The following is a 25,040-nucleotide window of genomic DNA, read 5'->3' on the forward strand; positions in this document are numbered from 1 at the left end:
AAGCGTCAGCGCGGGAAGAACCAGGAGCCAGGCGCGATTGTCATGCGGGCGCATCGCGACAGGGGAGGGGGCGGGTCGCCGGAAGTCAAGGGCCCGCGCCCTAGATCACCAGTTGCTGCCCAAGCTCGATCACCCGGTTGACCGGCAGCTTGTAGAAGCTGGTCGCATCGGCGGCGCTGCGGGTCAGCGACAGGAAGATCTTCTCCTGCCAGACCGGAAGACCCTGCTTGCGCCCCGGTTTGAACGACCGCCGGTTCAGGAAGAACGAGGTCGACATGATGTCGTACTTGACGCCCTCCCGCCGCGCGAGCGCGAGCGCCTTCGGCACGTTGGTTTCCTCCATGTAGCCGAAGATCAGGTTGATCCGGGTGAAGCGGTCGTTGAGCGGCGTGATCACCACCCGGTCCTCTTCCTCGACGTAGGGCGTGTTCGCCATGTTCACGCCGACGATCAGGTTCTGCGCATGGACCACCTGGTTGTGCTTCAGGTTGTGCAGCAGGGCAGCCGGGGCGAAGTCCGGGTCGGCGGTCAGGAAGACGGCGGTGCCCGCCACCTCTTTCACGCGCTTCGATTTCTGGATCGTCGTCATCAGCGTGTCGATGCTGACCGCATCCCGCCGCGCCTGCGACAGCACATAGGCCGAGCCGCGCATCCAGGTCCACATCATCAGGCAGAGGCCGGTGGCAATCAGGATCGGGACATAGCCGCCATCGACGATCTTGGTGGCATTGGCGATCAGGAACATCACCTCGATCGCCAGCAGCGGGCCGATGACCACATTGGTCAGGAAGGGCGACCAGCCCCAGACCCGGCGGAAGAGCACCGTGGCGAGGATCGAGGTGATCACCATGTCGCCCGTCACCGCGATCCCGTAGGCCGAGGCGAGGTTGGACGAGGACTGGAACTGCAGCACCAGGAAGACCACGCCAGCGGCAAGGATCGTGTTGACCTTCGGCAGGTAGATCTGCCCGACCTGGCTTTCCGAGGTGTGCAGGATTTCCATCCGCGGCAGCAGGCCCATCCGCACCGCCTGCTTCACCATCGAGAAGGCGCCCGAAATGACGGCCTGGCTGGCGATGACCGTGGCGCAGGTCGCCAGGATCACCAGCGGCAGGAGCGCCCAGTCCGGGGCCATCAGGAAGAACGGGTTCTCAGCCCTTTCCGGATGCCCAAGGACCATCGCGCCCTGACCAAGATAGCTGAGCATCAGCGATGGGAAGACCAGCGCCGACCAGGCGATGCGGATCGGACGGCGTCCGAAGTGCCCCATGTCGGCGTAAAGCGCCTCGCCGCCGGTGACGGCCAGGAAGACCGATCCCATGACGATCAGCGAGGAATGACCGTTCTCGATCAGGAACAGCACGCCGTGATAGGGGTTCACCGCGCTGAAGATCGCCCAGTCGTCGCCGATGTGGCGCAGGCCGAGGAGGCCGAGCGTGAAGAACCAGACCAGCATGATCGGGCCGAACAGGACGGAAACCACCGCCGTCCCGAAGCGCTGCACGAAGAACAGGATCAGGATGATGGTCAGGGTGACGGGCACGACGAAGGGTTCGAAATTCGGCGCGACCAGCACCATGCCTTCGACCGCCGACAGCACCGACATTGCCGGTGTGATCATCGCGTCGCCGAAGAAGAGCGAGATGCCGACCATCCCGATCCCGATCAGCCAGGCCGGCCGTTTCGCGAAGGATTGCTGGATCAGCGCGACCAGCGACAGCGTGCCTCCCTCGCCGTGGTTGTCGGCGCGCATGATCAGGATCACATATTTGACCGTGACGATCAGGATCAGCGTCCACAGAAGCAGCGAGACGATGCCCAGCACCTCATGCCGCATCAGCCCGTTCTCGCTGGCGGTGCGGACCGATTCCCGCATCGCATAGAGCGGGCTGGTGCCGATATCGCCGTAGACCACCCCGATACTTCCAAGGATCAGGATGGCAAGGCTTCCCTTGGCGCCGTGCTCGCTGGCTTTCGGCTGGGAGCCTGCGTTGGTTTGGTCTGACATGAGGCACCCCCGGGCGGACCATCATTTATCCGAACCCGGCAGGGCCGACAAGGTTGCGGGGAAAAAGGCGGAAAGGGCGGGCTTTGCCTGTGGCCCGCCGCGCCCTCGTGATCGTGATCGGCGCGGCGCAACACGCGCTTTTCCGGCGCAAGGGGGGCTGGTAGGGACCGGAAGTGGTCCCGGGCAGGGGGTGTGTTGCGGTGTTTGCAGAGCCGATCGAAGGCTGGAACGAGTGGCTTTTCGCCCTGGTCAATGCCGGTGCCAGTTCGCCGCCGGGACTTGTCGCCCTGGCGCGCGTGATCGCCGAAGGCGCGCCGACGCTGGCAGCGCTGATGCTGGTGCTGCTCTGGGTCCGGCAGGGACGCGCGGTCCGCTTCGCCCTTCTGGACGCAACCGCGACGGCCCTCGTCGGGCTGGCGATTGCCCAGGTCATCGTGGCGCTCTGGTATCATCCGCGACCCGCCGAGCTGGGCCTGGGGCGGCAATTCCTGGACCATGCGCCGGAAGCCTCGTTCCCCAGCGACCATGCCACGCTTCTGTTCGGGCTGGCGTTGCCCTTGGTGTTCGAGCGCGCGGCGCGACCCTTTGGCCTGGCCTTTCTGGCGCTGGCACTGGGCACCGCCTGGGCGCGTGTCTACCTGGGCGTGCACTTTCCCGCCGACATGCTGGGCGGGCTTGCGGTCGCGCTGGTCGCCTGCGGGGGCATTGTCGCGCTGCGCGGCCCGCTGCACGGCAGGCTCTATCCGGTCGCCCTCGGGCTCTACGACCGGGTCCTGCGCAAGCTGCACCTGCCCGAAGCCCTGTTCCCGCGCCGCTAGAGGGTTAACCCCACCCTGACGCCCACATCCAACCCGTTGGAATCCCTTGGCGAGCCCGACCCGTCCTGCGTGGACATTCCCGCGCGGCTTGCCTGCGAAGGCACGACCCGCTAGGAAACGCGGGACCCTTCAGCAAAGGCCCGGACATGCGTCTCTCCCGCTACTTCCTCCCCGTCCTCAAGGAAAACCCCGCCGAGGCGCAGATCGTCAGCCATCGCTACATGCTGCGGGCCGGCATGATCAAGCAGCAGGCGGCGGGGATCTATTCCTGGCTGCCGCTCGGCTACCGCGTCCTGCGCCGGATCGAGGAGATCGTGCATCAGGAACAGATCCGGGCGGGGCACATCCCCCTGTTGATGCCCACGATCCAGCCCGCCGACCTCTGGCGCGAGTCGGGCCGCTACGGCGACTACGGCGAGGAGATGCTGCGGATCACCGACCGCCAGAAGCGTGAACTTCTCTACGGCCCGACCAACGAGGAGATGATCACCGACATCTTCCGCGCGCATGTGTCGTCCTACAAGGACCTGCCGCTGACGCTGTATCATATCCAGTGGAAGTTCCGCGACGAGATGCGGCCCCGCTTCGGGGTGATGCGGGGCCGCGAGTTCCTGATGAAGGACGGCTACAACTTCGACGTCGACAAGGAAGCCGCGCTGCATGCCTACAACCGCCACATGGTCAGCTACCTGCGCACCTACGAACGCATGGGCCTGACCGCGATCCCGATGCGGGCGGCCTCTGGCCCGATCGGCGGCGACAACACGCATGAATTCCTGGTGCTGGCGAACACGGGCGAGTCGGAGGTTTTCTACGACGACCGCGTGACCGCCCTGAAACTCGGCCAGCGCGACATCGACTACGACGACCGGACCCAGGTGGCGGACGTCTGCAAGGAGTTCACCACCCTTTACGCCCGCACCGACGAGACCCACGATCAGGCGGTCTTCGACCAGGTGCCCGAAGCGCATCGCAAGGTGGGGCGCGGGATCGAGGTCGGGCAGATTTTCTACTTCGGCACCAAGTATTCCGAGAAGATGGGCGCCGAGGTGGTGACGAAGGACGGCACCAAGGTTCCGGTCGAGATGGGCTCGCACGGGATCGGCGTCTCCCGCCTCTTGGGCGCGATCATCGAGGCCAGCCACGACGACAAGGGGATCATCTGGCCCGAAGGCGTCACTCCCTTCCCGGTCGGCATCGTCAACCTGAAACAGGGCGACGGCGCGGCGGATGCGGCTTGCGAGGGGCTCTACAAGGCGCTGAAGGCGAAGGGTCTGGAGCCGCTTTACGACGACCGCGACGAACGCGCCGGGGCGAAATTCGCCACGATGGACCTGATCGGCCTGCCCTGGCGGATCACCGTCGGGCCGCGCGGTCTGGCGAACGGCGTCGTTGAACTGACCAGCCGCCGCACCGGCGAAAGCGAGGAGGTCTCGCCCGAGGCCGCCGTCGACCGGATCGCCCAGATCTACGCCGGGCGCTGATGGAACGGGTCGCGGCCGCGCTTTACGGCCTCGACCTGTTGTTCCTCTTGTCCTTCCAGATCCTGAACCGGGACATGCCGGTCTTTGCCCGCCCGGTCAGCGAATATGGCCTGGGGCGGACGGCGCGGCTGTTCCGGGTCTACCTGATCGCGGGCTGCATCGCACCGCCGATCCTGGCCTGGCAGATCCATGCCTCGGGCGACCCCGATTTTCCGGTCATGCTTCCGGTCTACCTGGCGCTGGTCGCGCTGGGGCGCCTCGGCATCGCGATCTGGCGCAGCGATCCGCATGGCGCCCCGCCGACCCGGTCGGGGAACATCCACCACGTCGCGACCCTTCTGGCCTTCACCTCGGCCTTCATGGTGGTGATCGAGGCCACGCCCCAGCTTTTTGCGCTGCACGAAGGCGCGCGGTCGATGGCGGACCATGTGCTGAAATATGTGATCAGCGTCAGCTTCCTGGCCGTCGTCCTGACGATCTCGTCCCCGCTGCGCCGCTGGTTCGGCCTGGCCGAGCGGGTGTTCCTCTGGTCCACCGCGATCTGGTTTCTGCTGGCCACGCTGACGCTGCCGCCGCTATGATCCGTCCGACAGGAGGCCGCAATGTCCCAACTCGTCGTTCGCTGCTTTTCGATTTCTGTCGACGGTTTCGGGGCGGGGCCGGAGCAATCGCTGGCTGATCCGCTGGGCAAGGGCGGCACGGCGCTGCACGGCTGGGTGTTCAAGACGCAGACCTTCCTGGCCATGCACGGCGCGGGCGGCGGCGATGCCGACACGGTGGACGAGGGCTTTGCCGCCGAAGGCTTTCGCAACATCGGGGCCTGGGTGCTGGGGCGCAACATGTTCGGACCGGTGCGGGGAGACTGGCCGGAGGCGGCGTGGAACGGCTGGTGGGGCGAGGTTCCACCCTACCATTGCCCGGTCTTCGTGCTGACCCATTACCCGCGCCCGGACCTGGTGCTTTCGGACACGACCTTCCACTTCGTCACCGACGGGCTGGACGCCGCGCTCGCCCGCGCCCGGGCTGCTGCCGGGGGCAAGGACGTGCGCCTCGGCGGCGGGGTCGCGGCCCTGCGCGAGGCCTTCCGGGGCCGCCACATCGACGAGGCGCATTTCGCCGTCTCGCCGGTGCTGCTGGGCCAAGGCGAGGCGGTGTTCGCCGGTCTTGACCTGCCTGCGCTTGGCTATGCCGTCAAGCGGCAGGTACAGGGCGAAGGGGCCAACCATCTGGTGATCGGCCGGGCCTGAGTCCTTGACCTTTGGCCCTGCGCCGCCCGATCCTGCCGACACGCGGCGACCGGAGGAAGGGATGGCGAAGGCACTGGTGACCTGGGGCGGCTGGGACGGCCACCAGCCCGACAAGGTGGGCGCGATGTTCGCCGACTGGCTGCGCGAAGCCGGGATGGCGGTCACGCTGACCGACAGTCTTTCCTGCTTCGACGATGCCGGGGCGCTGGCGGGGCTGGACCTGATCGTCCCGGTCTGGACCATGTCGAAGATCGGCAAGGAGCAGGCCCTGAACGCCTGCGCGGCGGTGGCCTCGGGCACGGGGATCGCGGGCTGTCATGGAGGAATGTGCGACGCCTTCCGCGAGAATGTCGACTGGCAGTTCATGACGGGGGCGCAATGGGTGGCGCATCCGGGGAACGACGGGGTGGAATATGCGGTGCGGATGGTCTCGGACGACCCGCTGGTGGCGGGGGTCGGGGATTTCACCGTGAGGACGGAACAGTACTACCTACATGTCGACCCAGTGGTGAAGGTCCATGCCGTCTGCGACTTCCCGGTGGTCGACGGCCCGCATGCGGTGAACGGCCCGGTGGCGATGCCGGTCGTGTTCACCAAGGGCTACGGGGCGGGGCGGGTCTACTACAATGCGCTTGGGCACCAGAAGGACGTGATCGACCACGGGCCTGCGGCCGAGCTGATGCGGCGCGGGCTCCTTTGGGCGGCGCGGCGGTGACGTGACGGCAGGTCGCGGGAAGGTGGCTTGACCACGGGCGAAGCGTGGTCATCTTTTGGCAACATTCCCTTGACAGACTGCACACATGACCCTGCCTGCCGACCACTACCGGATCCTGAAACGCGAGCTGTCGCTGGGCGAGCTGCTGGCCGACGGCATCGTCCATGCACTGGCGCTGCTGGCCGGGCTGATCGCCTTTCCTTTGCTGTTGTTCCACGGGTTGCAGACCGCCGGGATCGGCACCTTCGCGGCGCTGACGGTCTATGCGGGCGGCTTCTTCCTGATGTGGGGCTTTTCGCTGGCCTACAACATGACCCCGCCCTCGGCGCTGAAATGGCTGCTGCGGCGGTTCGACCATTCGATGATCTATGTGATGATCGCCGGGACCTATACCGCCGTCATCCCGCATCTGGACGGCGCCTGGCCCTGGATGCTGGGCGCGGTGGTCTGGACCGGCGCGGCGCTCGGCATCCTGGTCAAGGTGGTGTTGCCGGGGCGCTATGACCGGCTGTCGATCCTGGCCTATGTGATGCTGGGCTGGGTGGGCGTGATCGCCATCGGCCCGGTGTCAGCGGCGCTGCCTTCGGTGTCGCTCTGGCTGCTGGTGGCGGGGGGCGCGACCTATGTGGCGGGGGTGGGGTTTTACGTCTGGCACCGCCTGCGCTTCCAGAATGCGATCTGGCACGGATTCGTCGCGGTGGCGGCAGGGCTGCACTTCGCCGCGGTGGCGGTGGCGCTGGTGTGAGGGGCGGCGGCTTGTGCGCAGTAGACCGGGAAGCGGTGCGGGCTGCGGTTGGCGGGTGTTTCCACCCACACTATGGGCCCGATGTGGGTGGGTGAAACCCGCCACTTTGCATGGATGGGCAGGTAAGACGGTGGGTTGGCACCCACGCCAGCTGGAACCGCACCCAGCTCCCTGCCGATCAGACGTCCCTCATGACAGCACCCGTTGCACGATCCCCGGCTCCTTGGCGATCAGCGCCAGAAGCACCCGCGCTGGTCCATCAGGAATGCGCCGCTCCTGTTCCCAGTTCAACAGCGTCGCCTTCTTCACCCCGATGGAGCGGGCGAAGTCGGCCTGGCTGAGGCCCGTGCTGGCGCGGATGGCCTTGACGTTGGGGGTGGGGACTTCGATGTGGTGCGTGATCGATCCTTCGGTTTGACCGTTCAGATAGGCCTCCATCTCGGCTAGTCCGCGCATGATGCTGTCATATGCCTTGGTCATTTTGTTCTCCTGTAGGCCGCGACGATCCGTTCTACGACTGCGGCCATTGCGGCCTCTTCGGTCTTGGTCAGGTTCGCCTTGTCATTCTTCGCGAAGACCGTCATCAGGAAGACCGGCAAGTCGCGTTCGACCTGATAGTAGTGGACCGACCGGAACCCGCCGCTTTTGCCGCCGCCCTCGCGGGCGAAGCGGACCTTGCGGAGACCGCCGCCGAGCGAGACGCCAGCCTCGGGGTTGGCAGCAAGATAATCGACCAGTTCCCTGCGTTCCGCCTCGGTCATCACCGCCTTGGCTTGCCGGACGAATTCGGCCAGTTCCACCACCGTGGTCAGCATATATGCGCCATTGGCGTATAAGTCAATGGCGCATTGGCGTCACACATCCAACTCCTCCACGAACCTCGCGTTCTCCTGGATGTACTGGAACCGCAGCTCCGGCTTCTTGCCCATCAGGCGCTCCACCAGGTCGGAGGTGTCGCCCGGTTCGTCCTCGTCGATCGAGACCCGGATCAGCTTGCGGGTGGCGGGGTTCATCGTGGTGTCCTTCAGGTCCTTGGCGTCCATCTCGCCCAACCCCTTGAAGCGCTGGACGTCGATCTTGCCTTTGCCGCCCAGGCCCTTGGCGAGCCACTCCTCCTTCTCGGCATCGTCCGCCACATACATCCGCCGCGCTCCTTGGGTCAGGCGGTAGAGGGGCGGGCAGGCGAGGTAGAGGTGGCCCTTGTCGATCAGCGGGCGCATCTGGGTGAAGAAGAAGGTCATCAGCAGACTGGCGATATGCGCGCCGTCGACGTCGGCGTCGGTCATGATGATGATCTTTTCGTAGCGCAGATCATCGAGGCGGAAGCGGGTGCCCATGCCGGTGCCCAAAGCCTCGCAGAGGTCGCGGATTTCGGCGTTCTCGTTCAGCTTCGCCGAGGCCGCGCCGAGGACGTTCAGGATCTTGCCCTTCAGCGGCAGAAGCGCCTGCGTTTCGCGGCTGCGGGCGCCTTTGGCGGAGCCCCCGGCCGAGTCGCCCTCGACGATGAACAGCTCGGTCCCCTCGCGGTTCTTGGCGGAGCAGTCGGTCAGCTTGCCGGGCAGCCGCAGCTTCTTGGTGGCGGTCTTGCGGGCGGTTTCCTTTTCCTCGCGGCGGCGCAGGCGTTCCTCGGCGCGCAGGACCAGGAAGTCGAGGATGGCGCCTGCGGACTTGGGGTCGGCGGCGAGCCAGGTGTCGAAATGGTCGCGGACGGCGTTTTCCACCCATTTCGCGGCTTCCTCGGTCGAGAGGCGGTCCTTGGTCTGGCCGACGAAGCTGGGCTCGCGGATGAAGATGGAAAGCAACGCGCAGCCGCCGGTGAGGAGGTCATCGCGGGTGATCTGCTCGGCTTTCCGGTTCTTGACGCGCTCGCCATAGGCGCGGATGCCCTTCAGGATCGCGGCCCAGAACCCGGCCTCATGCGTGCCGCCTTCGGGCGTCGGGACGGTGTTGCAGTAGCTGTGCAGGTAGCCGTCCTGCGCCGGGGTCCAGTTGATCGCCCATTCGACCGAGCCGGGGATCTGGTATTTTTCCTCGAATGACACACGTCCGGCGAAGGGGCGTTCTGAGTAGGTGGTGAGTTTCTTTAAGGACTCGTTCAGGAAGTCTGCGAGGCCGCCGGGGAAGTGGAAGGTGGCCTCTTGCGGGGTTTCGCCGTCGGAGACCGCCGATTTCCAGCGGATTTCGACGCCGGAGAAGAGATAGGCCTTGGACCGCGTCATCTTGAACAGGCGGGCGGGTTTCAGGACCTGGTGGCCGAAAATCTCCGGGTCGGGGTGGAAGGTGAACCAGGTGCCACGGCGGTTCTGGATCGGGCCAAGCTTCTGGATGGGCCCAAGGGGGATGCCGCGCGAGAAGCTTTGTTCGTACAGTTCCTTGTTCAGCGCGACCTGCACGGTGAGGGCGTCGGAGAGGGCGTTGACGACCGAGGAGCCGACGCCGTTCAGGCCGCCGGAGGTGGAATAGGCCTTGTTGGAGAACTTGCCCCCGGCATGCAGGGTGCAGAGGATCACCTCCAGCGCGGATTTGCCGGGGAATTTCGGGTGCGGGTCGACGGGGATGCCGCGGCCGTTGTCGCGCACGGTGACGGAGTTGTCGTCATGCAACTCCACCTCGATGCGGGTGGCGTGGCCCGCGACGGCCTCGTCCATCGCGTTGTCGAGGATTTCGGCAACCATGTGGTGCAGCGCGCGTTCGTCGGTGCCGCCGATATACATGCCGGGACGCTTGCGGACGGGTTCCAGCCCTTCCAGCACCTCGATCGAGGAGGCGTCATAGGTGGCGGCGCCGGAGAGGAGGTCGTTCATGTGTCACCCGCTGGAAATGCGCAGGCATTAGACCATTTCCGGGGGGAGGGGCGCAAGATGTGGTGCGGGGGCCTCCGGCGGGAGTATTTGGGCCAAGAGGAAGCCGATGTCCCCTTGGCCCGTGAGGTGTCAGCGCCAGCCGAGGGCGGGGGCGACGTGCTTCAGGATGCCTTCGATCACATGGGCGTTGTAGTCGACGCCCAGGGTGTTCGGCACGGTGAGAAGCAGGGTGTCGGCCTCGGCGATGGCGGTATCCTTGCGCAATTCCTCGATCAGGCGGTCGGGTTCGGCGGCGTAGCTGCGGCCGAAGACGGCGCGGGTGTCGTCGATCACGCCGATCTGGTCCTGTTCCGGGCGGCCCTGGCCGAAATACATCCGGTCAAGATCGCTGGTGATCGGGAAGATCGACCGGCTGACCGAGGCGCGGGGTGTGCCTGCGTGACCGGCGGCTTTCCAGGCCTCGCGGTGCTTGCGGATTTGCGTCGTCTGCTGGAGGTGCAGCGGCTCGCCAGACTCGTCCCATTTCAGGGTCGAGCTTTGCAGGTGCATCCCCAGCGTCCCCGCCCATTCCGCCGTGGCGTCCGAGGCGGCGCCCCACCAGATGCGGTCCCTCAGCCCCGGCGAATGCGGTTCCAGCCGGAGGAGGCCCGGCGGGTTCGGGAACATCGGGCGCGGGTTCGGCTTGGCGAAGCCCTTGCCGTCGAGAAGCCGCAGGAAGGTCAGCGCATGCTCGCGCGCCATGTCCTGATCGGTCTCGCCCTCTTTCGGGGCATAGCCGAAGTGGCGCCAGCCCTCGACCACCTGTTCGGGCGACCCGCGCGAGATGCCAAGCTGCAGGCGGCCGCCGGAGATCAGGTCGGCGGAGCCCGCGTCCTCGACCATGTAGAACGGGTTCTCGTAGCGCATGTCGATGACGCCGGTGCCGATCTCGATCCGCTTGGTCCGCGCGCCGACGGCGGCGAGCAGCGGGAAGGGCGAGCCGAGTTGGCGGGCGAAGTGGTGGACGCGGAAATAGGCGCCGTCCGCGCCCAGCTCCTCGGCCGCTTCGGCGAGTTCGATGGACTGGGTCAGCACATCACCGGCGGAGCGGACGGCAGAGCCGCGTTCGTCGGACCAATGGCCGAAGGAGAGAAAGCCGATCTTCTTCATGGCGGGACCTTTCCCGGAAAGCTTGCGTTGCGGGTAAGGTAGGTGCGGCCCCTGCCTTGCGCCAGTGCGCAGGGGCCGCGCGGGTTGCACAGCGACTGTGCCGTTTTACGCCGGTTCCGCCATCCGCGCCGCCCACATCCGCTGGAAGGCCGGGCGGGACTGGCAGGTTTCCAGCCAAGCCTTCACCGCCGGGAACTCCGCCAGCAGGGTCGGATGCCCCTGGGCATAGCGCAGGCATTCGGCGAGGTTCAGGTCGGCCACGGTGAAGCGGTCGCCGACGAGGTAGGGGTGGGCGGCCAGATGCGCCTGAAGCCGCTTCAGCGGGCGGCGGAGTTTCTCGGCATTGATCGCGATGGCGCCCTGGCCCTCGGGCGTCTTGTCGCCGCCGGCTCCCTGCACGTTCAGGATCTCCAGCGCCGGGGTTTCCACCGCCGTCACCGCCAAGAGGGTCCACTGGTCGATCAGCGCCTGTTCTGCCGGGGTCTTCGCGCCAAGGGCTCCGCCCCTTGTGCGGGCGATGTGGTTGGTGATGGAGAGCGATTCCGTCAGCACCAGGTCGCCCTCGACATAGGCCGGGATCTGGCCCTGCGGGTTCACCGTCAGGAACGAGGCCGAGGTGGTGTTCAGCGGTGCATCCGGGGCGCTGGCCTGGGGCAGGCGGTAGGCCTGGATCACCGGGACATGGTCGAAGGCCTCGTCCAATTCGTAGAGCAGCCAGATCGGACGCGAGGCGCGGCTGCGGAAGACGCCGTAGAGGGTGGGCATTCTGGGCACTCCATCGAAGATGTGGCCAGCCTATGCCCTGTGGCGGGGAAGCAAAAGGGGGCGCGAAAGCGCGCGGGTCTTGATCCGCATCAAGGCGATTTGCCGCAGGTCGTGCATGGGTTTCCGGGTCATGTGCAACAGAGGTGCCCCTATGGACGACAGCGCGACGATCCTGCCCCCCGCCGTTGAAACCGCCGAGGCGACCCCCGGTCCGAAAACCTTTCCGGTGGCGAACAACCCGCTGCACCAGGCCTTCGAATCCGGTCGCTATCCCTATGCAAGGCTGATGGGCCGCGCCACCTACGAGGCGGAAAAGGCCAAGCTTCAGGCCGAGCTGCTGAAGGTGCAGATCTGGGCGCAGGAGACCGGGCAGAAGTTCGTCATCCTGATGGAGGGGCGCGATGCGGCGGGCAAGGGCGGCACGATCAAGCGCTTCATGGAGCATCTGAACCCGCGCTACGCCCGGGTCTGCGCGCTGACCAAGCCCAGCGACGTGGAAAAGGGCCAGTGGTTCTTCCAGCGCTACATCGCGCATCTGCCGACGGCGGGCGAAATGGTGTTCTATGACCGATCCTGGTACAACCGGGCGGGGGTGGAGCGGGTGATGGGCTTCTGCTCGCCCACCGAATACCTGGAATTCATGCGCCAGGCGCCGGAGTTCGAGCGGATGCTGGCCCGGTCGGGCATCCGGCTGTACAAATACTGGTTCAGCGTGACGCGCGAGGAACAGCGGGCGCGGTTCCTGGCGCGCGAGACCGACCCGCTGAAGATGTGGAAGCTCTCGCCCATCGACAAGGCCAGCCTCGACCGCTGGGACGACTATACCGAGGCGAAGGAGGCGATGTTCTTCTACACCGACACCGCCGATGCGCCCTGGGTGATCGTCAAGTCGAACGACAAGAAGCGGGCCCGGCTGAACTGCATGAAGCATTTCCTGTCGACCATCGACTATCCGAACAAGGACCATGCGGTGGTGGGCAGCCCCGATCCGCTGATCGTCGGACGGGCGCAGCAGGTGTTGGGCATGGCGCCCGACATCTACGACGCGGCGACGCATCCGGCGATGCATCGGGGCTGAACCCGCGCTGCGCTGCGGCGGATGTGGCGGCTTGTGAAGCGTCCCTGCCCGGCGTAAGCCTTCGGCATGACTATACAACTGTCGAATTCCACCCACGCGAGGGAAACGCTCGTGCTGGGGCTTCCCCTGATCGGGTCGTCACTGGCGCAGATGGCGCTGCATGTGGCCGATACGGTCATGGTCGGCTGGTATGGCGTGGTGCCGCTGGCGGCGGTGGTGCTGGGGGCCTCGTCCTTCTTCATCATCTACGTGGTGGGCTCGGGCTTCGCCAAGGCGGTGATGCCGATGGTGGCGACCGCGATGGGGCAGGGCGACGAGGTGCAGGTCCGCCGCGACACCCGGATGGGACTGTGGTTGTCGGTGGCTTACGGGATCGTCGTGCTGCCGGTCTTCTGGTGGTCGGGGCCGATCCTTCTGGCGCTGGGGCAGAACCCGGAGGTTGCCGGTATCGCGCAGGGCTACCTGCGGATCGCGGGCTTCGGGCTGGTGCCCGCGCTGTGCGTGACGGTGCTGCAAAGCTACCTTGCCGCGCTGCACCGGACGCAGGTGGTGCTGTGGGTGACGCTGGCGGCGGTGGCGGTGAACGTCGCGGTCAACTGGGCGCTGATCTTCGGCAACTGGGGCTTCCCCGAGATGGGCGCTCGGGGGTCTGCGGTGGCGACGCTGACGGTGCAGGTTCTGTCGCTGGCGATCCTGGCGCTTTACGCGGGCCTGCTGCCCGACCTGCGGCGGTTCCGCCTGTTCCAGCGCTTCTGGCGCCCGGACTGGCACGCGATGGGCCAGGTCTGGCGGCTGGGGGTGCCGATTGGCCTGACCGGGCTGGCCGAGGGCGGGCTCTTCCAGGCCTCGGCCTTGATGATGGGCTGGATCGGGACGGTGCCCCTGGCCGCGCATGGCATCGCGCTGGAGGTGGCGGCGCTGACCTTCATGCTGCATGTCGGGCTCTCCAGCGCCGCGACCATCCGCATCGCCCGCTTCGACGGGGCGGGGCACCGGGCGGCGCTCCGGCAGGCGGCAAAGGTGTCGGTTGCGATCTCCTTCGGGGTGGCGCTCTTCTCGGTCGCGCTGTTCCTGTCGCTGGGGCGGCCCATCGTGGCGCTGTTCCTGGACATGACGAAGCCGGAAAGCGCCGAGATCCTGGACTACGGCGTGGTGCTGTTGGGGCTGGCGGCCCTCTTCCAGCTGGCCGACGGGATGCAGGTGATGGCGCTGGGCCTGTTGCGCGGGGTGAAGGATACCAAGGTGCCGATGGGGCTGGCGGCGGTCAGCTACTGGCTGATCGGCATCCCCTGCAGCTATGTGCTGGCCTTCCCCTTGGGCTTCGGCGGGGTCGGGCTGTGGCTGGGGCTGGTGGTGGGCCTGGCCTGCGCCTCGGCCAGCCTGATGGTGCGGTTCTGGCGGCTGACCGCGCGTCGGTGACGTCGCGCGACGAGAAGCCGAAGGCGCACGAGGAGCCTACCGCCAGAGAGGCGCGAGGCTGGCGAAGCGGCCCTGCAGTTTCGACAGCGCACGGTTCAGGCGACTGGGGTGCGGGATCTCGCCGCCCGCCAGCCGGTCCAGCGCCACCTCGACCGGGCAGGGGAGGCGGCTGACCGGGTCCCAGTAGCGCGGATAGGCGATCAGCGCGGCGTGGACCAGCTGCGCGAGGTCAGGCCGCGCGGTGCGGCGTGACGGGGTCGGGCCAAGGTCGCGGGTCAGCCCCCAGCCCGCGTAGAAGGGCGCGCCGAGGGTGGTGACGGGCACTCCCCGGACCAGCGCCTCGAAGCCCAGAAGCGAGGTCATGGTCCAGACCTCCTGCACCTGTGGTATCAGCAACGCAGGGTCGACGCCGGGCAGGACCATATCGGCCAACCCCGAGGCATCAACCTTGCCGGGACGCAGGCCCGCCTCCACGTCCGGATGCGGCTTGTAGAGGATCACCGCGCCGGGGTTCGCGGCCCGCACTGCTTGCAGCAGGCCAAGGTTCGTCCGCACCTCCCCCGCGCCGAGGCGGATCGAGGCGTCGTCCTCGACCTGCCCCGGCACCAGGATGCGGTGGCCCTCGGGCAGCGGGGGGACCGCGCCGGGAAGGTTGTACTTCGACAGCCCTTCCGCCTTCAGCCGGGCGATCAGCGCCTCGGCCCGGGCGTGCTGCGCTTCCGACAGGGGCGTGGCGATCAGCGCTTCCAGCCGGGAAGGGCGGGTCGGGTCGTAGTAGATGCCAAGCCCGTCCGTCACCAGCGACAGCGGCGGCACCAGTTCCGCCCCCAGCCCGCGCGAGCGCAGGAACCCGTCCTCGACCCGCAGGCAGGGGGCTTTGGGAGCGAAACCGGCAGGCTCCTTCCCCGCCCAGACAAGCAGCCCGCGGCCCGTGGCCACCGCCAGCCGGTCCGCCGCCACCGGATCGTCGCGGAAGCGCAAGGGCTTCACGCCCCCGAACACCGCCTGCAGCCGCCCGCGCTTCCACAGCCGCATCCCGGCGGCGACATGGCCGCGCCGGTCCTCGCGCCAGGCCCGCACTTCGGCTTCAAGCTGGCGGATCACCTCTTCAAGCCCGCAAAGCCGGTCGCGGCAGGGGTCGTACCACAAGGGCGCCAGCAGCATGGCCCCGGCGAACAGATCTTCCGGCGTCAGGCGGCGGGTGCGACGGGGCAGGGGGTGTTCATCCTCGGTCAGCCCCCATCCCGCATAGAAGGGCCGGCCGAAGACGCGCGGGCGGTGGCCATGCAGGATCGCCTCGAAGCCCAGTTGCGACGAGATGGTGTAGACCGCCGAGGCCCCTGCCAGCAGTCGGTGCGGCGAGACGGGCGCGGTCAGCAGCGACACCCGGCCTCCGGCATCGGCGGCGGTGAAATGGCCGGCACGCAGGCCGAGTGCCGTTTCGGGATGACTGCGCAGGACAATGCGCGCCTCGGGGTGGCCAAGCTTCGCCCGCTCCAGCATTGCGCCGAACGTCGCCGCCGAGGCCCCGGAACCGGCAATCGAGGCATCGCCGCGGGTCTGGTCGACGACCAGGACGTAGCCGGGCTCGGGGCAGGGCAGGTCGGGGTCAGAATTATTGTATTTGGACAAGTCAGCTTTTATCAAACAATGTGTTAACCGACTGGCCTCATCCAGAATGTTCGAATTATACAAGCCGGGATCGCCAAGGATCTGCTCGATCCGTGATGGGGTCCGGCTGACGAAATGCACCCCGACCGGGTCGACCAGCAGCCCCAGCGGCGCGGCACCCCCCGCCCGCCCCGGCAGGACCGAGCGCAGGAAGGCATCCTCGACCCGCACCAGCGGCACCCCGCGCCGGGCGGCGACTGCCTCACCACGCCAGGCCGTCGGGCTGGCCCCCCAGACCAGAACCCCATCGCCGGGACCGGGCAGGCCCAGGCGCAGCTCATGCCCGGCCAGCGCCAGCATCCTGTGCAGGCGCTGGTTGCGCAGCAGGGAAAAGTTCTGGTGGAAGAGCCGTCGCGGAACGCCGGTCAGCCCCTCGCCGCCGCCCGCCACGGCGCGATCAGTTGCCGGAATTCGCGGTACTGGCCAGATTTGCCGCCGCCGAGGTCGATCCGGTGATCGCACCCAGCGTCTTCTGCCACTGCACGAAGGGCGCTTCGGTCACATAGAGCGTGTCGCCGTCGCGGATCTGGAAATCCCGCGCTTCGAACAGGCCGGTCGGCTCGGTCAGGTTCAACACATAAATGATGCGCTGGTCGCCGACGAGATCGGGCCTGCCCAGGACGCTGCGGGCGATCTCTTCCGATTCGTCACGCAGGATGAAGACGCCCTTCGGATCGGCCGACATGGTCGACAGCCCGCCCACCGTCGCGATCGCCTCCAGAGCCGACATGGTCGGCGAGACGAACGGCACCGTGCTTTGCGCGCCCGTCGCCCCCAGAGCGATGAACTTGCGGCTGTCATCCTCGATCATGATCTTGTCGCCGGGGCGCAGCGCGATATCCAGCGAGGGGTTCTCGTAGAGGTCCTTCAGCCAGATCTTGCCGGTATGGCCGCCGCGCGTGACCCGCACGATGGCGGTTGCCGGGTCGATGGTCACGCCGCCCGATTTGGCCAGCATGGTGGCCAGCGTCCGGGTCGAGGCGTCGATCGGATAGACGCCGTTCGCCCCCGCCTGGCCCGAGATCGACACGGTCGACCCGACGCCCGCCATCCGCGACACGCTGACCTGCGGGTCCGGGGTCTGGCCTTCCAGCTTGCGGGTGATCGCCTGGCGCAGACCCTCGTTGGTCTGGCCCGCCGCCTTGATCCGCCCGGCATAGGGAATGAAGATATAGCCCTGCCCGTCGACCTGCACGGTGGACAGGCCCGACACCCGCTGCCCGGTGTTGCCGAGAAGCGGGTCGTCCTTCACGTTCTCATAGACGGTGATGTTGATCGAATCCCCCGCCGAGATCATGTCCGAGGCCACGACCCCGGCATTGCGGAAGCTTTCGCTGAAGCCGAAGCTCGGTTGCACGGCCGTGAGGCGGGACACTTCCGGGGTGACGGTGACGACATGGGCGTCACCCTTCTTGTCGACCGAACCGGACAGCACCTCGCGCTTGTTCGGACCCGAGCGCGGCAGGCCGCAACCGGCCACCAGCGCGACCGACGTGAGAAGGACGATCGCCTTGACGGCCAAAGACGTTCTGGAGATCACTGCCCGGGTTCCCGCATTCTGTCTGGGGTTATTGGTGGCGGAGTCTAGCGAAACGCCCAAGGGTTGACCAGCACGACAAGCGCCGATCAGCGCACGAGCCGCAACTGTTGCCGCGGTGCCGCTTTGCCCGCGACCAGCGCCTGATAGGGATCTTCTGGCGACAGCATCAGGTCGACGACCTGGCGCAGCAGCGCCCGCCTCCCGCGGGAGGAGTAAAAGCCTCCCACCACCTGCGAGGTTTCCAGCAGGAAATGCCGGTAGTCGCGGTAGGCGCGGGTATCGGGGCGGTCGGGCGCGGCGAAGAAGGCCTCCAGCGGTTGCGAGGAGACGAATTCCGGCTTGGCATAGACCGCCGCGCCGAAAGCGCGAAGCGGCAGGCCGCGCCAGAGCGCCTGCTGCCCGGCGGTAGAGTTCACGGTCACCGCCGAGCGGGCCTCGTTCAGAAGCTGCGCCAGCTTGCCGCCGCGCACGAAATGCACCCTTTCGCGCAGGCCATGCGCTGCGGCCAGGCGGCGGATGGTGGGCAGGATCGGCGCCCGGCCGTCCTCCAGCGGATGCGCCTTGAAGACCAGATGATGATGCGGTGGGGCACCCTTGGCAAACCCTTCCAGCACCAAGGCCAGGAAGTCGGTCATGCTGGCGAAGGGCGAATGGTCGCGGAAGCTGGCGTCATGTTCCAGTTGCAGGATCGCCAGGTGATAGGGGAACCCGCCGCGCCGGATGCGGCGGGTGGCAAGGCGGCGCTCCCAGCGGTGGACCGGCATCATGAGGAAGCGCTTGAGATAGAGCTGAAATTCCTGCCCGACGGTCAGGCTGCGATGCGGCCGGAAGTTGCGGTAGGCGCGCCGTCCGAGCGCCACGAAACCGTGGTAGAGCGCCCCCCAGAACATGTGCTGGCGCATGTCGCCCCAGGTCGCGGGGGCCTCGGGAAGGTCGAGGTCGACCGGCTCCAGCGCCGCGCGCATCTCGGGCACGCCCAACTCCATCAGCCGGGAATGCCCGTTGGCGCCGCCGCGTTCGTAGGTCACCCAGTAGGGCCTCAGGTAGCCTTCCTCGAAGACATGCACGGTGATCCCCCGCGCCCGGGCCAGCGCGATGGCCTGGGCGTGGATCGGCCTGGTGTCGCCATAGACCACGAGGTCGGTGATGGCGTGCCGCGCGAGGATTGCGGCGCAGGCGTCGGGCCAGCGGTCGTGGATGTCCTGGAAGGCGATGTAGCCCGGCCCCGGCCAGAACACCCGGTCGCCCAGGTTGAAGCCGACGCGCCAGGCCTCGGCCCCGGTCTCGCGCAGCATCCTGGCGAGCCGGTGAAACCAGGGACCGTGTGGCCCTTGCAGGAAGAGGAAGCGGCGGGGGGTGTCGGTCACGGGGGGCCTTGCGGGGATTTCGGGCAGTCTCATCGGAAAGCGTGGCGGGATCATGGCCTCAGGTGCTGCAGGCTTGCAAGGCCGGGTGTGGGGCTTTACCTCGGATCGAAAGCTGAGGAGCACGCCCATGTTCACCGGAATTGTCACCGATGTCGGCCGGATCGTCGAAACGAAGGTCACCGGCGACCTGCGCGCCCGGATCGCCACCCGCTATGACGTGGGCCGCATCGACATCGGGGCGTCGATCGCCTGCGACGGGGTCTGCCTGACGGTGGTCGCGCTGGGGCCGGAGGGCTGGTTCGACGTGGAAATCTCGGCGGAAACCGTGTCGAAGACCAATCTTGGCGGCTGGGTCCCCGGCAAGCGTGTCAACCTGGAGCGCGCGCTGAAAGTCGGGGACGAGCTTGGCGGGCATATCGTCTCGGGCCATGTCGACGGGCTGGCCGAGGTGGTTTCGGTCCGCCCCGAGGGCGGCTCGGTCCGCGTGACCTTCCGCGCGCCGGAGGCTTTGGCGAAGTTCATCGCGCCGAAGGGGTCGGTGGCGCTGAACGGGACCTCCCTGACGGTGAACGAGGTGTCGGGGGCGGAATTCGGGGTGAACCTGATCCCGCATACCCAGGAGGTGACGACCTGGGGCGAGGTCGCGGCGGGTACCTTCGTGAACCTGGAGGTCGACACGATGGCCCGCTATGTGGCGCGGCTCAGGGAGTATGACTGAGGGCGGACCGGGGGTTTCACACCCCCGGACCCCCGTGGAGTATTTCTCTAAAGAGCAGGCATAATTTGAGTCAAATGGTTCGGAGTTTGTGATGGGCGGGATCGGGCATAACGGCGGGCCGTCGCTGGCGGGCGGGGTGAGCTGGCGCAGGCATTGCTGGTCTGCGGCGCGCGAGGCGCTGCTGCCGACGCTTCCCATCGAAGTGGTCCGGCTGCGGGTTCGCCGGGCGCAGGCCTTGGGGCTGGACTACAGGACCTATGCCGGCGTGCGGGCGGCGACCGGGCATGACGTGGTGGCCTTCCTGTTTTCCTCCAACGCCTTGCGGGTGTCTTTGGTCAGCCCGGCGATGCCCGAGGCGCGGGCGGTGAAGCTGGCCGAGGTTGCTTGCGGGCGGCTGGCGCTGGCGGTGGCGCCGCTGAGCCCCGGGATATTGGAGGTGGCAAATCCGGTGCTGGATGGGGTGCATCCGGCGCCTTATGCGCTGGCCGGGTTTGGCGAGATGCGGGACCGGGTGCGCGCGGCGCTGGGGAGGGTGCCGTCGGATCAGGTGATCCTGGTGGGCGACCTGGGGCTGGAGCGCGACTGGTGCGCGGCGGGGCGGCTCGCGGGCTATCTGCCGGCAGAGCGGTATTTCGGGTGACCGAACCGCGCCGCGCCACACCCGACGACATCGACCAGCTGATCCGCATTCGCGGGGCCGTGCGGGAGAACCGGCTGCGCGATCCGGCTTCGGTCACGCGGGAGGACTATGACTGGTTCGTGTCGCGGAATCTGGTCTGGCTGGCTGAGGTCGATGGCCAGATCGCCGGATTTGCGGCAGGCGATCCGCGCGACGGAACGATCTGGGCGCTGTTCGTCGATCCCGATTTCGAAGGCGCGGGTCTTGGCAAAAGGCTGCTGGTCAAGGTCTGCGAGGATATGAAGGCCGCGGGCCATGCCATGCTTCGCCTGTCCACCGATCCCGGCACCCGGGCGGCGCGGCTTTACGCCGGATTGGGATGGGAAGCGCAGGGCCTGCAGCCCGATGGCGAGATGGGCTTCCTGCTGCGACTTTGACCGGCGGCGGGCCGCGGCGGACGCGCCAATGAAAAACGGCGGCCCCTTCGGACCGCCGTTCCGCACTCCATCCGCGAAGGCTCAGGCCGCGCGGCCGACCAGCACCTGATCGACCTGCTTCGCGGCACCCGCCTCATCCACGCCCGACACAGCCGCCACTTCGCGGGTCAGGCGTTCCAGCGCGGCTTCGTAGAGCTGGCGCTCGGAATAGGACTGCTCGCGCTGGTCGTCGGTGCGGTGCAGGTCGCGGACCACTTCGGCAATCGACAACAGGTCGCCCGAGTTGATCTTCTGCTCGTATTCCTGCGCCCGGCGCGACCACATCGCGCGCTTCACCTTGGCCTTGCCCTTCAGCGTGTCGAGCGCCTTGGTCACCACGTCGGGGGCCGACAGCGCCCGCATGCCGATGTCGAGCGCTTTGTGGGTGGGGACGCGCAGGGTCATCTTGTCCTTCTCGAAGGAGATGACGAAAAGCTCCAGCTGAATCCCGGCGATCTGCTGTTCTTCGATCGAGATGATCTTGCCCACGCCATGCGCGGGATAGACCACGAAATCGTTCGGGCGGAATTCAGGCTTCTTCGACTTGGTCATACACATTCCCCAGTGAGGAGCCCCCTCCGCGACAAAGACCCCGCGCGCGCTGAACCGCAGTTCAGGCGAGTGGAGCTGGATTGTCACAAAAGATTTCGGCCCAGGCGGTGCGCGCTAAGCCGGTGTCAGGCTTCCATGCTTGCTTTGTAAACGAACAATAACACAAAAACGCGCTGATTCCAACTGCCGCGAAACCGGACAGTTCAGGCATAACGCATTGGAACAACTGGGTTTCCCCCGATGTAACCGATTCGTGGCCTTGCTTTCGCCCGAATCGGGTCGCGCGGTCAGCCGCCGGTGCCGGGCGCTTCCGAGAAGTACTTGTCGCGTTTCCCGGTCTCGCCGTCGCGCTCTTCGTAGCCCGGGAGCGGGTCCTTCTTGGTCACGATCACCGGCCATTGCACCGCATATTTGCGGTTGAAGCTGACCCATTCCTCCATGTCCGGCTCGGTATCCGGGCGGATCGCGTCGGCGGGGCATTCCGGTTCGCAGACGCCGCAGTCGATGCATTCATCCGGGTGGATGACCAGCATGTTCTCGCCTTCGTAGAAGCAGTCGACCGGGCAGACCTCGACGCAGTCGGTGTATTTGCAGGCGATGCAGTTGTCGATGACGACATAGGTCATGGGCGTGACTCTGGTGCGATGTGTTCAGGCTGTAGCTAGAGCAGCCGGGCGGATCATTCAAGCGGGTCCGGTGCGGCAGATGCGTCGAGATCGAGATAGAGCGCCTGTGCTTCCGGGGCCGGGCCGCGCCTTTGGCCAAGGGCAAGGATGCGCACCACGCGGATGCGGTCGCCTTGCGGGAAGGTCAGCGTGTCGCCTTCGGTCACATCGCGACCGGGGCGGGTGATGCGGGTTCCGTTCACCCGGACGGAGCCCGCCTCGATCACCTCGGCAGCCAGGCCGCGCGATTTGAAGAACCGCGCCTGCCAGAGCCATTTGTCCAGCCGCAGTTTGCGTGCGGCATTCGGGTCGGGTTTGCCCGAAGGCCCGGCCAATCAGACCTTTCCCTTCAGCGCCAGAAGCGCGGCGAAGGGGTTGTCCGGGTCGATGGGCTTTTCCGCGCGCGGCGGGCGGGCCTCGAACGATTTCTGCCGGTCGTCGCGCTGCGGCTTGCCACCTTTGTAATCGCCCTTGGGCCGGTCGCCCTTCGGCCTGTCGCCGCGGGGACGGTCGCCTTTGGGCCGGTCGCCCTGCGGACGGTCTCCCTGTGGGCGGTCTCCCCTTGCACGATCACCGCGCGGCGCACGGGCTTCGCCCTCCTTCCGCTCGGGGCGGGGGGTGCGTTCGGGGCGCTGCCGGGGCTTCGGTGCCCAGGTGAAGGTGTAGAAGGCCTCCATCTCCGGCGCGGCTTCGGCTTCCGGTTCCGCGACCGGGGCAAGGATCGAGACTTCTTCCGGAATCGGCACGCCTGCGGCGATGGCGGCGGCGGCTTCCTCGGAAATCTCGGGGGCCTTCGGCGCCTCGGCCTTGACCTTGGCGCGTTCCGCCTTTTCGCCCTTGTAGCCCAGACCGCCCATCAGGTCGGCGAACTGGTCCAGCGTCATGCCGGTGATCGACAGCATGTCGGGCGTCGCCTCGAACCCGGCGCGGCTGTCCTTTTGCCGCAGGATGTCGGCCAGGCGTTCCAGCATGTCGATGCGGATCGCACGGGTGCCAGCAGGGTGGTAGCCCGCGAGCGTGTAGTGCTGCTTCGGCACTTCGGCGACGTTGGGGATCGTCACCAGACCCGGAGGCGGGGATTCGGGAAACTCCTGCAAGCCGTTCCACAGCGACCACAAGACCAGCCGCAGCCGCGTGGGTGCGGGTTTCAGCAGCGCGGGCAGGAAGATGGTGAACTGGCCGAAGCGGACGCCATGCTTGCGCAGGGCCCCCCGCGCCTCCTGGTCCAGCTCTTTCACCTCGGACGCCACGGCGTCACGCGGCAGGACGCCCATCGCCTCGGACAGGCGGAAGGCGAAACCCCGCGCAAGACCCGTCAGCGCCTCGTCGCGGCCCATCGCCAGAAGCGGCTCGAACTGGGCGGCGACCTTGCGGTCGATGAAATGCTGCAACCGGCGGCGGACCTTTTCGGCCACCTCCGGCCCGGCCTCTTCATCGACGAAGGCCTCGACCGCCGGTTTCGCGGGCTCGGAGCCCTTGACCAGCTTGCCCACCGCATTCGTGCCCCACATCAGGCCGCCCTGTTCGGTGAAGTCCAGCTCGGTGTCCGGCGCGTTGTAGAAGCGGTCGGCGCGCAGGTGGAATTCCGGCTTCAAGGCCTGGATCGCGGCCTGCGCCAGCGTCCGCGCGGCATCCGGGGTCGCCGAGGCGTCCTGCCGGAAGCGGAACCCCTCCAGTTTCCCGGCGAATTCGCCTTCGACCGTCACTTCGCCCTTGTCGTTCACTTCGGCCACCAGAGCCTCCTTCTGCTTCAACCGGCGGAGCAGCACAGACGTCCGCCGGTCGACAAATCGTTGCGTCAGTGCCGCGTGAAGCGCGTCCGACAGGCGGTCTTCTACAGCGCGGGTTTCGTCGCGCCAATGGCTTTCGTCTTCGACCCAGTTTTTCCGCTGGCTGACATAGGTCCAGGTGCGGATATGCGCCAATCTGCGCGATAAAGCGTCGATGTCGCCCTCGGTCCGGTCGATCCGCCTGATCGCCTGCGCCAGCCAGTCGCTTGGGATGCGGCCGCCGCCCAGACCACGCCCCACGAGAAACTCGAAGATGCGGGTCAACAGCGTCGTATGCTCCACCCCAGAGGACGACCGAAAGTCCGGGATGCGGCACACGTCCCAGAGGAGCTGCACCCGCTTCGGTTCGGTCAGCTTGTCCCGCACCTCGGGCAGCGCCGCCAGCGCCTTCAGCGACAAAAGGTCGTCCGCCTCGCGCGCCCGGGTCAGCCAGTCGTTCGAGGTGGGTTCCTCCAGGCTGCGGATCAGCCGCTCGGCCGAGCCGAAATCCAGCGCCTCGTTGCGCCAGTGCAGCTTCCGCACGGGTGCGAAGCGGTGGGTCTCGATGGCCTCCACCAGCTCTTCGTCGAAGGGCCGCGCCTCGCCGGTCACGCCGAAAGTGCCGTCCTCGGTATGCCGCCCGGCCCGCCCCGCGATCTGCGCCAGCTCCTGCGGGTAAAGCGCCCGCATCCGGCGGCCGTCGAACTTGGCGGTCGCGGAAAACGCCACATGCTTGATGTCGAGGTTCAGCCCCATGCCGATAGCATCGGTCGCCACCAGATAATCCACGTCGCCGTTCTGGTACAAAGCCACCTGGGCATTGCGGGTCCGGGGCGACAAGGCCCCCATCACCACCGCGCAGCCGCCCTTCTGCCGCCGGATCAGCTCGGCAATCGCGTAGACGTTCTCGACCGAGAAGCCCACGATGGCGCTGCGGGGCGGCATCCGGCTGATCTTCTTCGACCCGGCATAGGTCAGCGTCGACATCCGCTCGCGGCGAAGGAAGGTGACATGCGGCACCAGCCCGGCAATCGCCCCGCGCATGGTGTCGGACCCCAGGAACAGCGTCTCGTTCAGCCCCCGCGCGCGCAAGAGCCGGTCGGTGAAAACATGTCCCCGGTCGGCGTCGGCGCAAAGCTGGATCTCGTCCACGGCGACGAAATCGGCGCCGATCTCCAGGGGCATCGCTTCCGTGGTGCAGACCCAGTACTGCGTCCGCTCCGGCACGATCCGTTCCTCGCCCGTGACCAGCGCCACGACCGAAGGCCCGACCCGCGCGACGATCCGGTCATAGACCTCGCGCGCCAGAAGCCGCAGCGGCAGGCCGATCACGCCGGTGCGGTGCGCCAGCATCCGGTCGATGGCGTGATGGGTCTTGCCGGTATTCGTCGGCCCAAGGACCGCCGTCACCCGCCGGGTCGCGTCCATGCG

General features: G+C 67.2%; 24 protein-coding genes. 11 read left to right on the forward strand and 13 right to left on the reverse strand.

What is annotated here, in order from left to right; translation table 11 throughout:
• Nucleotides 1–100: 100 nt before the first annotated feature.
• Nucleotides 101–2,008: a potassium transporter Kup gene (locus ACE3P6_RS02370; protein WP_374372770.1), complete on the reverse strand. Its 1,908-nt coding sequence runs from the start codon at nucleotides 2,006–2,008 to the stop codon at nucleotides 101–103.
• Nucleotides 2,009–2,208: 200 nt separating this feature from the next.
• On the opposite strand from ACE3P6_RS02370, the gene ACE3P6_RS02375 reads away from it, so the two are divergent.
• The 6 genes from ACE3P6_RS02375 to ACE3P6_RS02400 all read left to right on the forward strand — a co-directional run bounded on the left by ACE3P6_RS02375 (nucleotide 2,209) and on the right by ACE3P6_RS02400 (nucleotide 7,017).
• Complete coding sequence (locus ACE3P6_RS02375; protein ID WP_374391355.1) at nucleotides 2,209–2,826, forward strand: undecaprenyl-diphosphatase; 618 nt, start codon at nucleotides 2,209–2,211, stop codon at nucleotides 2,824–2,826.
• Between the two features lie 146 nt (nucleotides 2,827–2,972).
• On the forward strand, nucleotides 2,973–4,310 hold the full coding sequence (proS, locus tag ACE3P6_RS02380) for a proline--tRNA ligase (RefSeq protein ID WP_374391356.1): 1,338 nt from the start codon (nucleotides 2,973–2,975) through the stop codon (nucleotides 4,308–4,310).
• Nucleotides 4,310–4,891: a DUF998 domain-containing protein gene (locus ACE3P6_RS02385; protein WP_374391357.1), complete on the forward strand. Its 582-nt coding sequence runs from the start codon at nucleotides 4,310–4,312 to the stop codon at nucleotides 4,889–4,891. The genes proS and ACE3P6_RS02385 overlap by 1 nt, the downstream gene beginning before the upstream one ends.
• Before the next feature lie 21 nt (nucleotides 4,892–4,912).
• Entirely contained in the window at nucleotides 4,913–5,557 is a 645-nt protein-coding gene (locus tag ACE3P6_RS02390) for a dihydrofolate reductase family protein (protein WP_374391358.1), read from the forward strand.
• 61 nt (nucleotides 5,558–5,618) lie between these two features.
• Nucleotides 5,619–6,272 (forward strand): ThuA domain-containing protein, encoded by a 654-nt coding sequence (locus ACE3P6_RS02395; RefSeq protein WP_374391359.1) that lies wholly within the window; start codon nucleotides 5,619–5,621, stop codon nucleotides 6,270–6,272.
• Nucleotides 6,273–6,357: 85 nt separating this feature from the next.
• Complete coding sequence (locus ACE3P6_RS02400; RefSeq protein ID WP_374391360.1) at nucleotides 6,358–7,017, forward strand: hemolysin III family protein; 660 nt, start codon at nucleotides 6,358–6,360, stop codon at nucleotides 7,015–7,017.
• Nucleotides 7,018–7,206: 189 nt separating this feature from the next.
• Here ACE3P6_RS02400 and ACE3P6_RS02405 read toward each other — a convergent pair whose 3' ends face one another.
• From ACE3P6_RS02405 to ACE3P6_RS02425, 5 genes are all read right to left on the reverse strand, one after another.
• A complete protein-coding gene (locus ACE3P6_RS02405) occupies nucleotides 7,207–7,497 on the reverse strand; it encodes a helix-turn-helix domain-containing protein (protein WP_374391361.1) in 291 nt (96 codons plus the stop codon).
• The gene (locus ACE3P6_RS02410) at nucleotides 7,494–7,832 is read right to left on the reverse strand and encodes a type II toxin-antitoxin system RelE/ParE family toxin (protein WP_374391362.1); all 339 of its coding nucleotides are present in this window, start codon (nucleotides 7,830–7,832) and stop codon (nucleotides 7,494–7,496) included. The genes ACE3P6_RS02405 and ACE3P6_RS02410 overlap by 4 nt, the downstream gene beginning before the upstream one ends.
• Before the next feature lie 39 nt (nucleotides 7,833–7,871).
• A complete protein-coding gene (gene parE, locus ACE3P6_RS02415; protein ID WP_374391363.1) occupies nucleotides 7,872–9,821 on the reverse strand; it encodes a DNA topoisomerase IV subunit B in 1,950 nt (649 codons plus the stop codon).
• Between the two features lie 129 nt (nucleotides 9,822–9,950).
• Nucleotides 9,951–10,970, reverse strand: coding sequence for an LLM class flavin-dependent oxidoreductase (locus ACE3P6_RS02420; protein WP_374391364.1), 1,020 nt, complete (start codon nucleotides 10,968–10,970; stop codon nucleotides 9,951–9,953).
• Between the two features lie 105 nt (nucleotides 10,971–11,075).
• On the reverse strand, nucleotides 11,076–11,735 hold the full coding sequence (locus ACE3P6_RS02425; RefSeq protein WP_374391365.1) for a glutathione S-transferase family protein: 660 nt from the start codon (nucleotides 11,733–11,735) through the stop codon (nucleotides 11,076–11,078).
• Nucleotides 11,736–11,886: 151 nt separating this feature from the next.
• Here ACE3P6_RS02425 and ppk2 point away from each other — a divergent pair, with 151 nt between their 5' ends.
• Together ppk2 and ACE3P6_RS02435 are read left to right on the forward strand one after the other, a co-directional pair.
• The gene (gene ppk2 / locus ACE3P6_RS02430) at nucleotides 11,887–12,813 is read left to right on the forward strand and encodes a polyphosphate kinase 2 (protein ID WP_374391366.1); all 927 of its coding nucleotides are present in this window, start codon (nucleotides 11,887–11,889) and stop codon (nucleotides 12,811–12,813) included.
• Between the two features lie 66 nt (nucleotides 12,814–12,879).
• Entirely contained in the window at nucleotides 12,880–14,232 is a 1,353-nt protein-coding gene (locus tag ACE3P6_RS02435; RefSeq protein ID WP_374391367.1) for an MATE family efflux transporter, read from the forward strand.
• Between the two features lie 36 nt (nucleotides 14,233–14,268).
• Here ACE3P6_RS02435 and ACE3P6_RS02440 read toward each other — a convergent pair whose 3' ends face one another.
• The 3 genes from ACE3P6_RS02440 to ACE3P6_RS02450 all read right to left on the reverse strand — a co-directional run bounded on the left by ACE3P6_RS02440 (nucleotide 14,269) and on the right by ACE3P6_RS02450 (nucleotide 18,843).
• Nucleotides 14,269–16,203 (reverse strand): capsular polysaccharide biosynthesis protein, encoded by a 1,935-nt coding sequence (locus tag ACE3P6_RS02440; protein WP_374391446.1) that lies wholly within the window; start codon nucleotides 16,201–16,203, stop codon nucleotides 14,269–14,271.
• 97 nt (nucleotides 16,204–16,300) lie between these two features.
• On the reverse strand, nucleotides 16,301–17,443 hold the full coding sequence (locus tag ACE3P6_RS02445) for a polysaccharide biosynthesis/export family protein (protein ID WP_374391368.1): 1,143 nt from the start codon (nucleotides 17,441–17,443) through the stop codon (nucleotides 16,301–16,303).
• An 86-nt stretch (nucleotides 17,444–17,529) separates the two neighbouring features.
• A complete protein-coding gene (locus tag ACE3P6_RS02450) occupies nucleotides 17,530–18,843 on the reverse strand; it encodes a capsule biosynthesis protein (protein WP_374391369.1) in 1,314 nt (437 codons plus the stop codon).
• A gap of 94 nt (nucleotides 18,844–18,937) precedes the next feature.
• On the opposite strand from ACE3P6_RS02450, the gene ACE3P6_RS02455 reads away from it, so the two are divergent.
• The 3 genes from ACE3P6_RS02455 to ACE3P6_RS02465 all read left to right on the forward strand — a co-directional run bounded on the left by ACE3P6_RS02455 (nucleotide 18,938) and on the right by ACE3P6_RS02465 (nucleotide 20,584).
• Nucleotides 18,938–19,528 (forward strand): riboflavin synthase, encoded by a 591-nt coding sequence (locus tag ACE3P6_RS02455; RefSeq protein ID WP_374391370.1) that lies wholly within the window; start codon nucleotides 18,938–18,940, stop codon nucleotides 19,526–19,528.
• A 91-nt stretch (nucleotides 19,529–19,619) separates the two neighbouring features.
• A complete protein-coding gene (locus tag ACE3P6_RS02460; RefSeq protein ID WP_374391371.1) occupies nucleotides 19,620–20,168 on the forward strand; it encodes a hypothetical protein in 549 nt (182 codons plus the stop codon).
• Nucleotides 20,165–20,584: an N-acetyltransferase family protein gene (locus tag ACE3P6_RS02465; protein ID WP_374391372.1), complete on the forward strand. Its 420-nt coding sequence runs from the start codon at nucleotides 20,165–20,167 to the stop codon at nucleotides 20,582–20,584. The genes ACE3P6_RS02460 and ACE3P6_RS02465 overlap by 4 nt, the downstream gene beginning before the upstream one ends.
• 81 nt (nucleotides 20,585–20,665) lie before the next feature.
• On the opposite strand, the gene ACE3P6_RS02470 is transcribed toward ACE3P6_RS02465, so the two are convergent.
• The 4 genes from ACE3P6_RS02470 to ACE3P6_RS02485 all read right to left on the reverse strand — a co-directional run bounded on the left by ACE3P6_RS02470 (nucleotide 20,666) and on the right by ACE3P6_RS02485 (nucleotide 25,037).
• Entirely contained in the window at nucleotides 20,666–21,175 is a 510-nt protein-coding gene (locus tag ACE3P6_RS02470) for a CarD family transcriptional regulator (protein WP_374375356.1), read from the reverse strand.
• 287 nt (nucleotides 21,176–21,462) lie between these two features.
• Entirely contained in the window at nucleotides 21,463–21,801 is a 339-nt protein-coding gene (fdxA, locus tag ACE3P6_RS02475) for a ferredoxin FdxA (RefSeq protein ID WP_374391373.1), read from the reverse strand.
• 53 nt (nucleotides 21,802–21,854) lie between these two features.
• Nucleotides 21,855–22,175: an RNA-binding S4 domain-containing protein gene (locus ACE3P6_RS02480; RefSeq protein ID WP_374391374.1), complete on the reverse strand. Its 321-nt coding sequence runs from the start codon at nucleotides 22,173–22,175 to the stop codon at nucleotides 21,855–21,857.
• Complete coding sequence (locus ACE3P6_RS02485; protein ID WP_374391375.1) at nucleotides 22,176–25,037, reverse strand: helicase-related protein; 2,862 nt, start codon at nucleotides 25,035–25,037, stop codon at nucleotides 22,176–22,178. It lies immediately after the preceding gene.
• Nucleotides 25,038–25,040 lie beyond the last annotated feature (3 nt).

Source organism: Tabrizicola sp. (genome assembly GCF_041911175.1).
GTDB lineage: Bacteria > Pseudomonadota > Alphaproteobacteria > Rhodobacterales > Rhodobacteraceae > Tabrizicola.

What these genes read in the sequence shown, in the direction of transcription:
- ACE3P6_RS02370 (WP_374372770.1), bottom strand. Translation starts at nt 2,008, where the DNA reads ATGTCAGACCAAACCAACGCAGGCTCCCAGCCGAAAGCCAGCGAGCAC.
- proS (WP_374391356.1), top strand. Translation starts at nt 2,973, where the DNA reads ATGCGTCTCTCCCGCTACTTCCTCCCCGTCCTCAAGGAAAACCCCGCC.
- ACE3P6_RS02385 (WP_374391357.1), top strand. Translation starts at nt 4,310, where the DNA reads ATGGAACGGGTCGCGGCCGCGCTTTACGGCCTCGACCTGTTGTTCCTC.
- ACE3P6_RS02390 (WP_374391358.1), top strand. Translation starts at nt 4,913, where the DNA reads ATGTCCCAACTCGTCGTTCGCTGCTTTTCGATTTCTGTCGACGGTTTC.
- ACE3P6_RS02395 (WP_374391359.1), top strand. Translation starts at nt 5,619, where the DNA reads ATGGCGAAGGCACTGGTGACCTGGGGCGGCTGGGACGGCCACCAGCCC.
- ACE3P6_RS02400 (WP_374391360.1), top strand. Translation starts at nt 6,358, where the DNA reads ATGACCCTGCCTGCCGACCACTACCGGATCCTGAAACGCGAGCTGTCG.
- ACE3P6_RS02405 (WP_374391361.1), bottom strand. Translation starts at nt 7,497, where the DNA reads ATGACCAAGGCATATGACAGCATCATGCGCGGACTAGCCGAGATGGAG.
- ACE3P6_RS02410 (WP_374391362.1), bottom strand. Translation starts at nt 7,832, where the DNA reads ATGCTGACCACGGTGGTGGAACTGGCCGAATTCGTCCGGCAAGCCAAG.
- parE (WP_374391363.1), bottom strand. Translation starts at nt 9,821, where the DNA reads ATGAACGACCTCCTCTCCGGCGCCGCCACCTATGACGCCTCCTCGATC.
- ACE3P6_RS02420 (WP_374391364.1), bottom strand. Translation starts at nt 10,970, where the DNA reads ATGAAGAAGATCGGCTTTCTCTCCTTCGGCCATTGGTCCGACGAACGC.
- ACE3P6_RS02425 (WP_374391365.1), bottom strand. Translation starts at nt 11,735, where the DNA reads ATGCCCACCCTCTACGGCGTCTTCCGCAGCCGCGCCTCGCGTCCGATC.
- ppk2 (WP_374391366.1), top strand. Translation starts at nt 11,887, where the DNA reads ATGGACGACAGCGCGACGATCCTGCCCCCCGCCGTTGAAACCGCCGAG.
- ACE3P6_RS02435 (WP_374391367.1), top strand. Translation starts at nt 12,880, where the DNA reads ATGACTATACAACTGTCGAATTCCACCCACGCGAGGGAAACGCTCGTG.
- ACE3P6_RS02440 (WP_374391446.1), bottom strand. Translation starts at nt 16,203, where the DNA reads ATGCTGGCGCTGGCCGGGCATGAGCTGCGCCTGGGCCTGCCCGGTCCC.
- ACE3P6_RS02450 (WP_374391369.1), bottom strand. Translation starts at nt 18,843, where the DNA reads ATGAGACTGCCCGAAATCCCCGCAAGGCCCCCCGTGACCGACACCCCC.
- ACE3P6_RS02455 (WP_374391370.1), top strand. Translation starts at nt 18,938, where the DNA reads ATGTTCACCGGAATTGTCACCGATGTCGGCCGGATCGTCGAAACGAAG.
- ACE3P6_RS02460 (WP_374391371.1), top strand. Translation starts at nt 19,620, where the DNA reads ATGGGCGGGATCGGGCATAACGGCGGGCCGTCGCTGGCGGGCGGGGTG.
- ACE3P6_RS02470 (WP_374375356.1), bottom strand. Translation starts at nt 21,175, where the DNA reads ATGACCAAGTCGAAGAAGCCTGAATTCCGCCCGAACGATTTCGTGGTC.
- fdxA (WP_374391373.1), bottom strand. Translation starts at nt 21,801, where the DNA reads ATGACCTATGTCGTCATCGACAACTGCATCGCCTGCAAATACACCGAC.
- ACE3P6_RS02485 (WP_374391375.1), bottom strand. Translation starts at nt 25,037, where the DNA reads ATGGACGCGACCCGGCGGGTGACGGCGGTCCTTGGGCCGACGAATACC.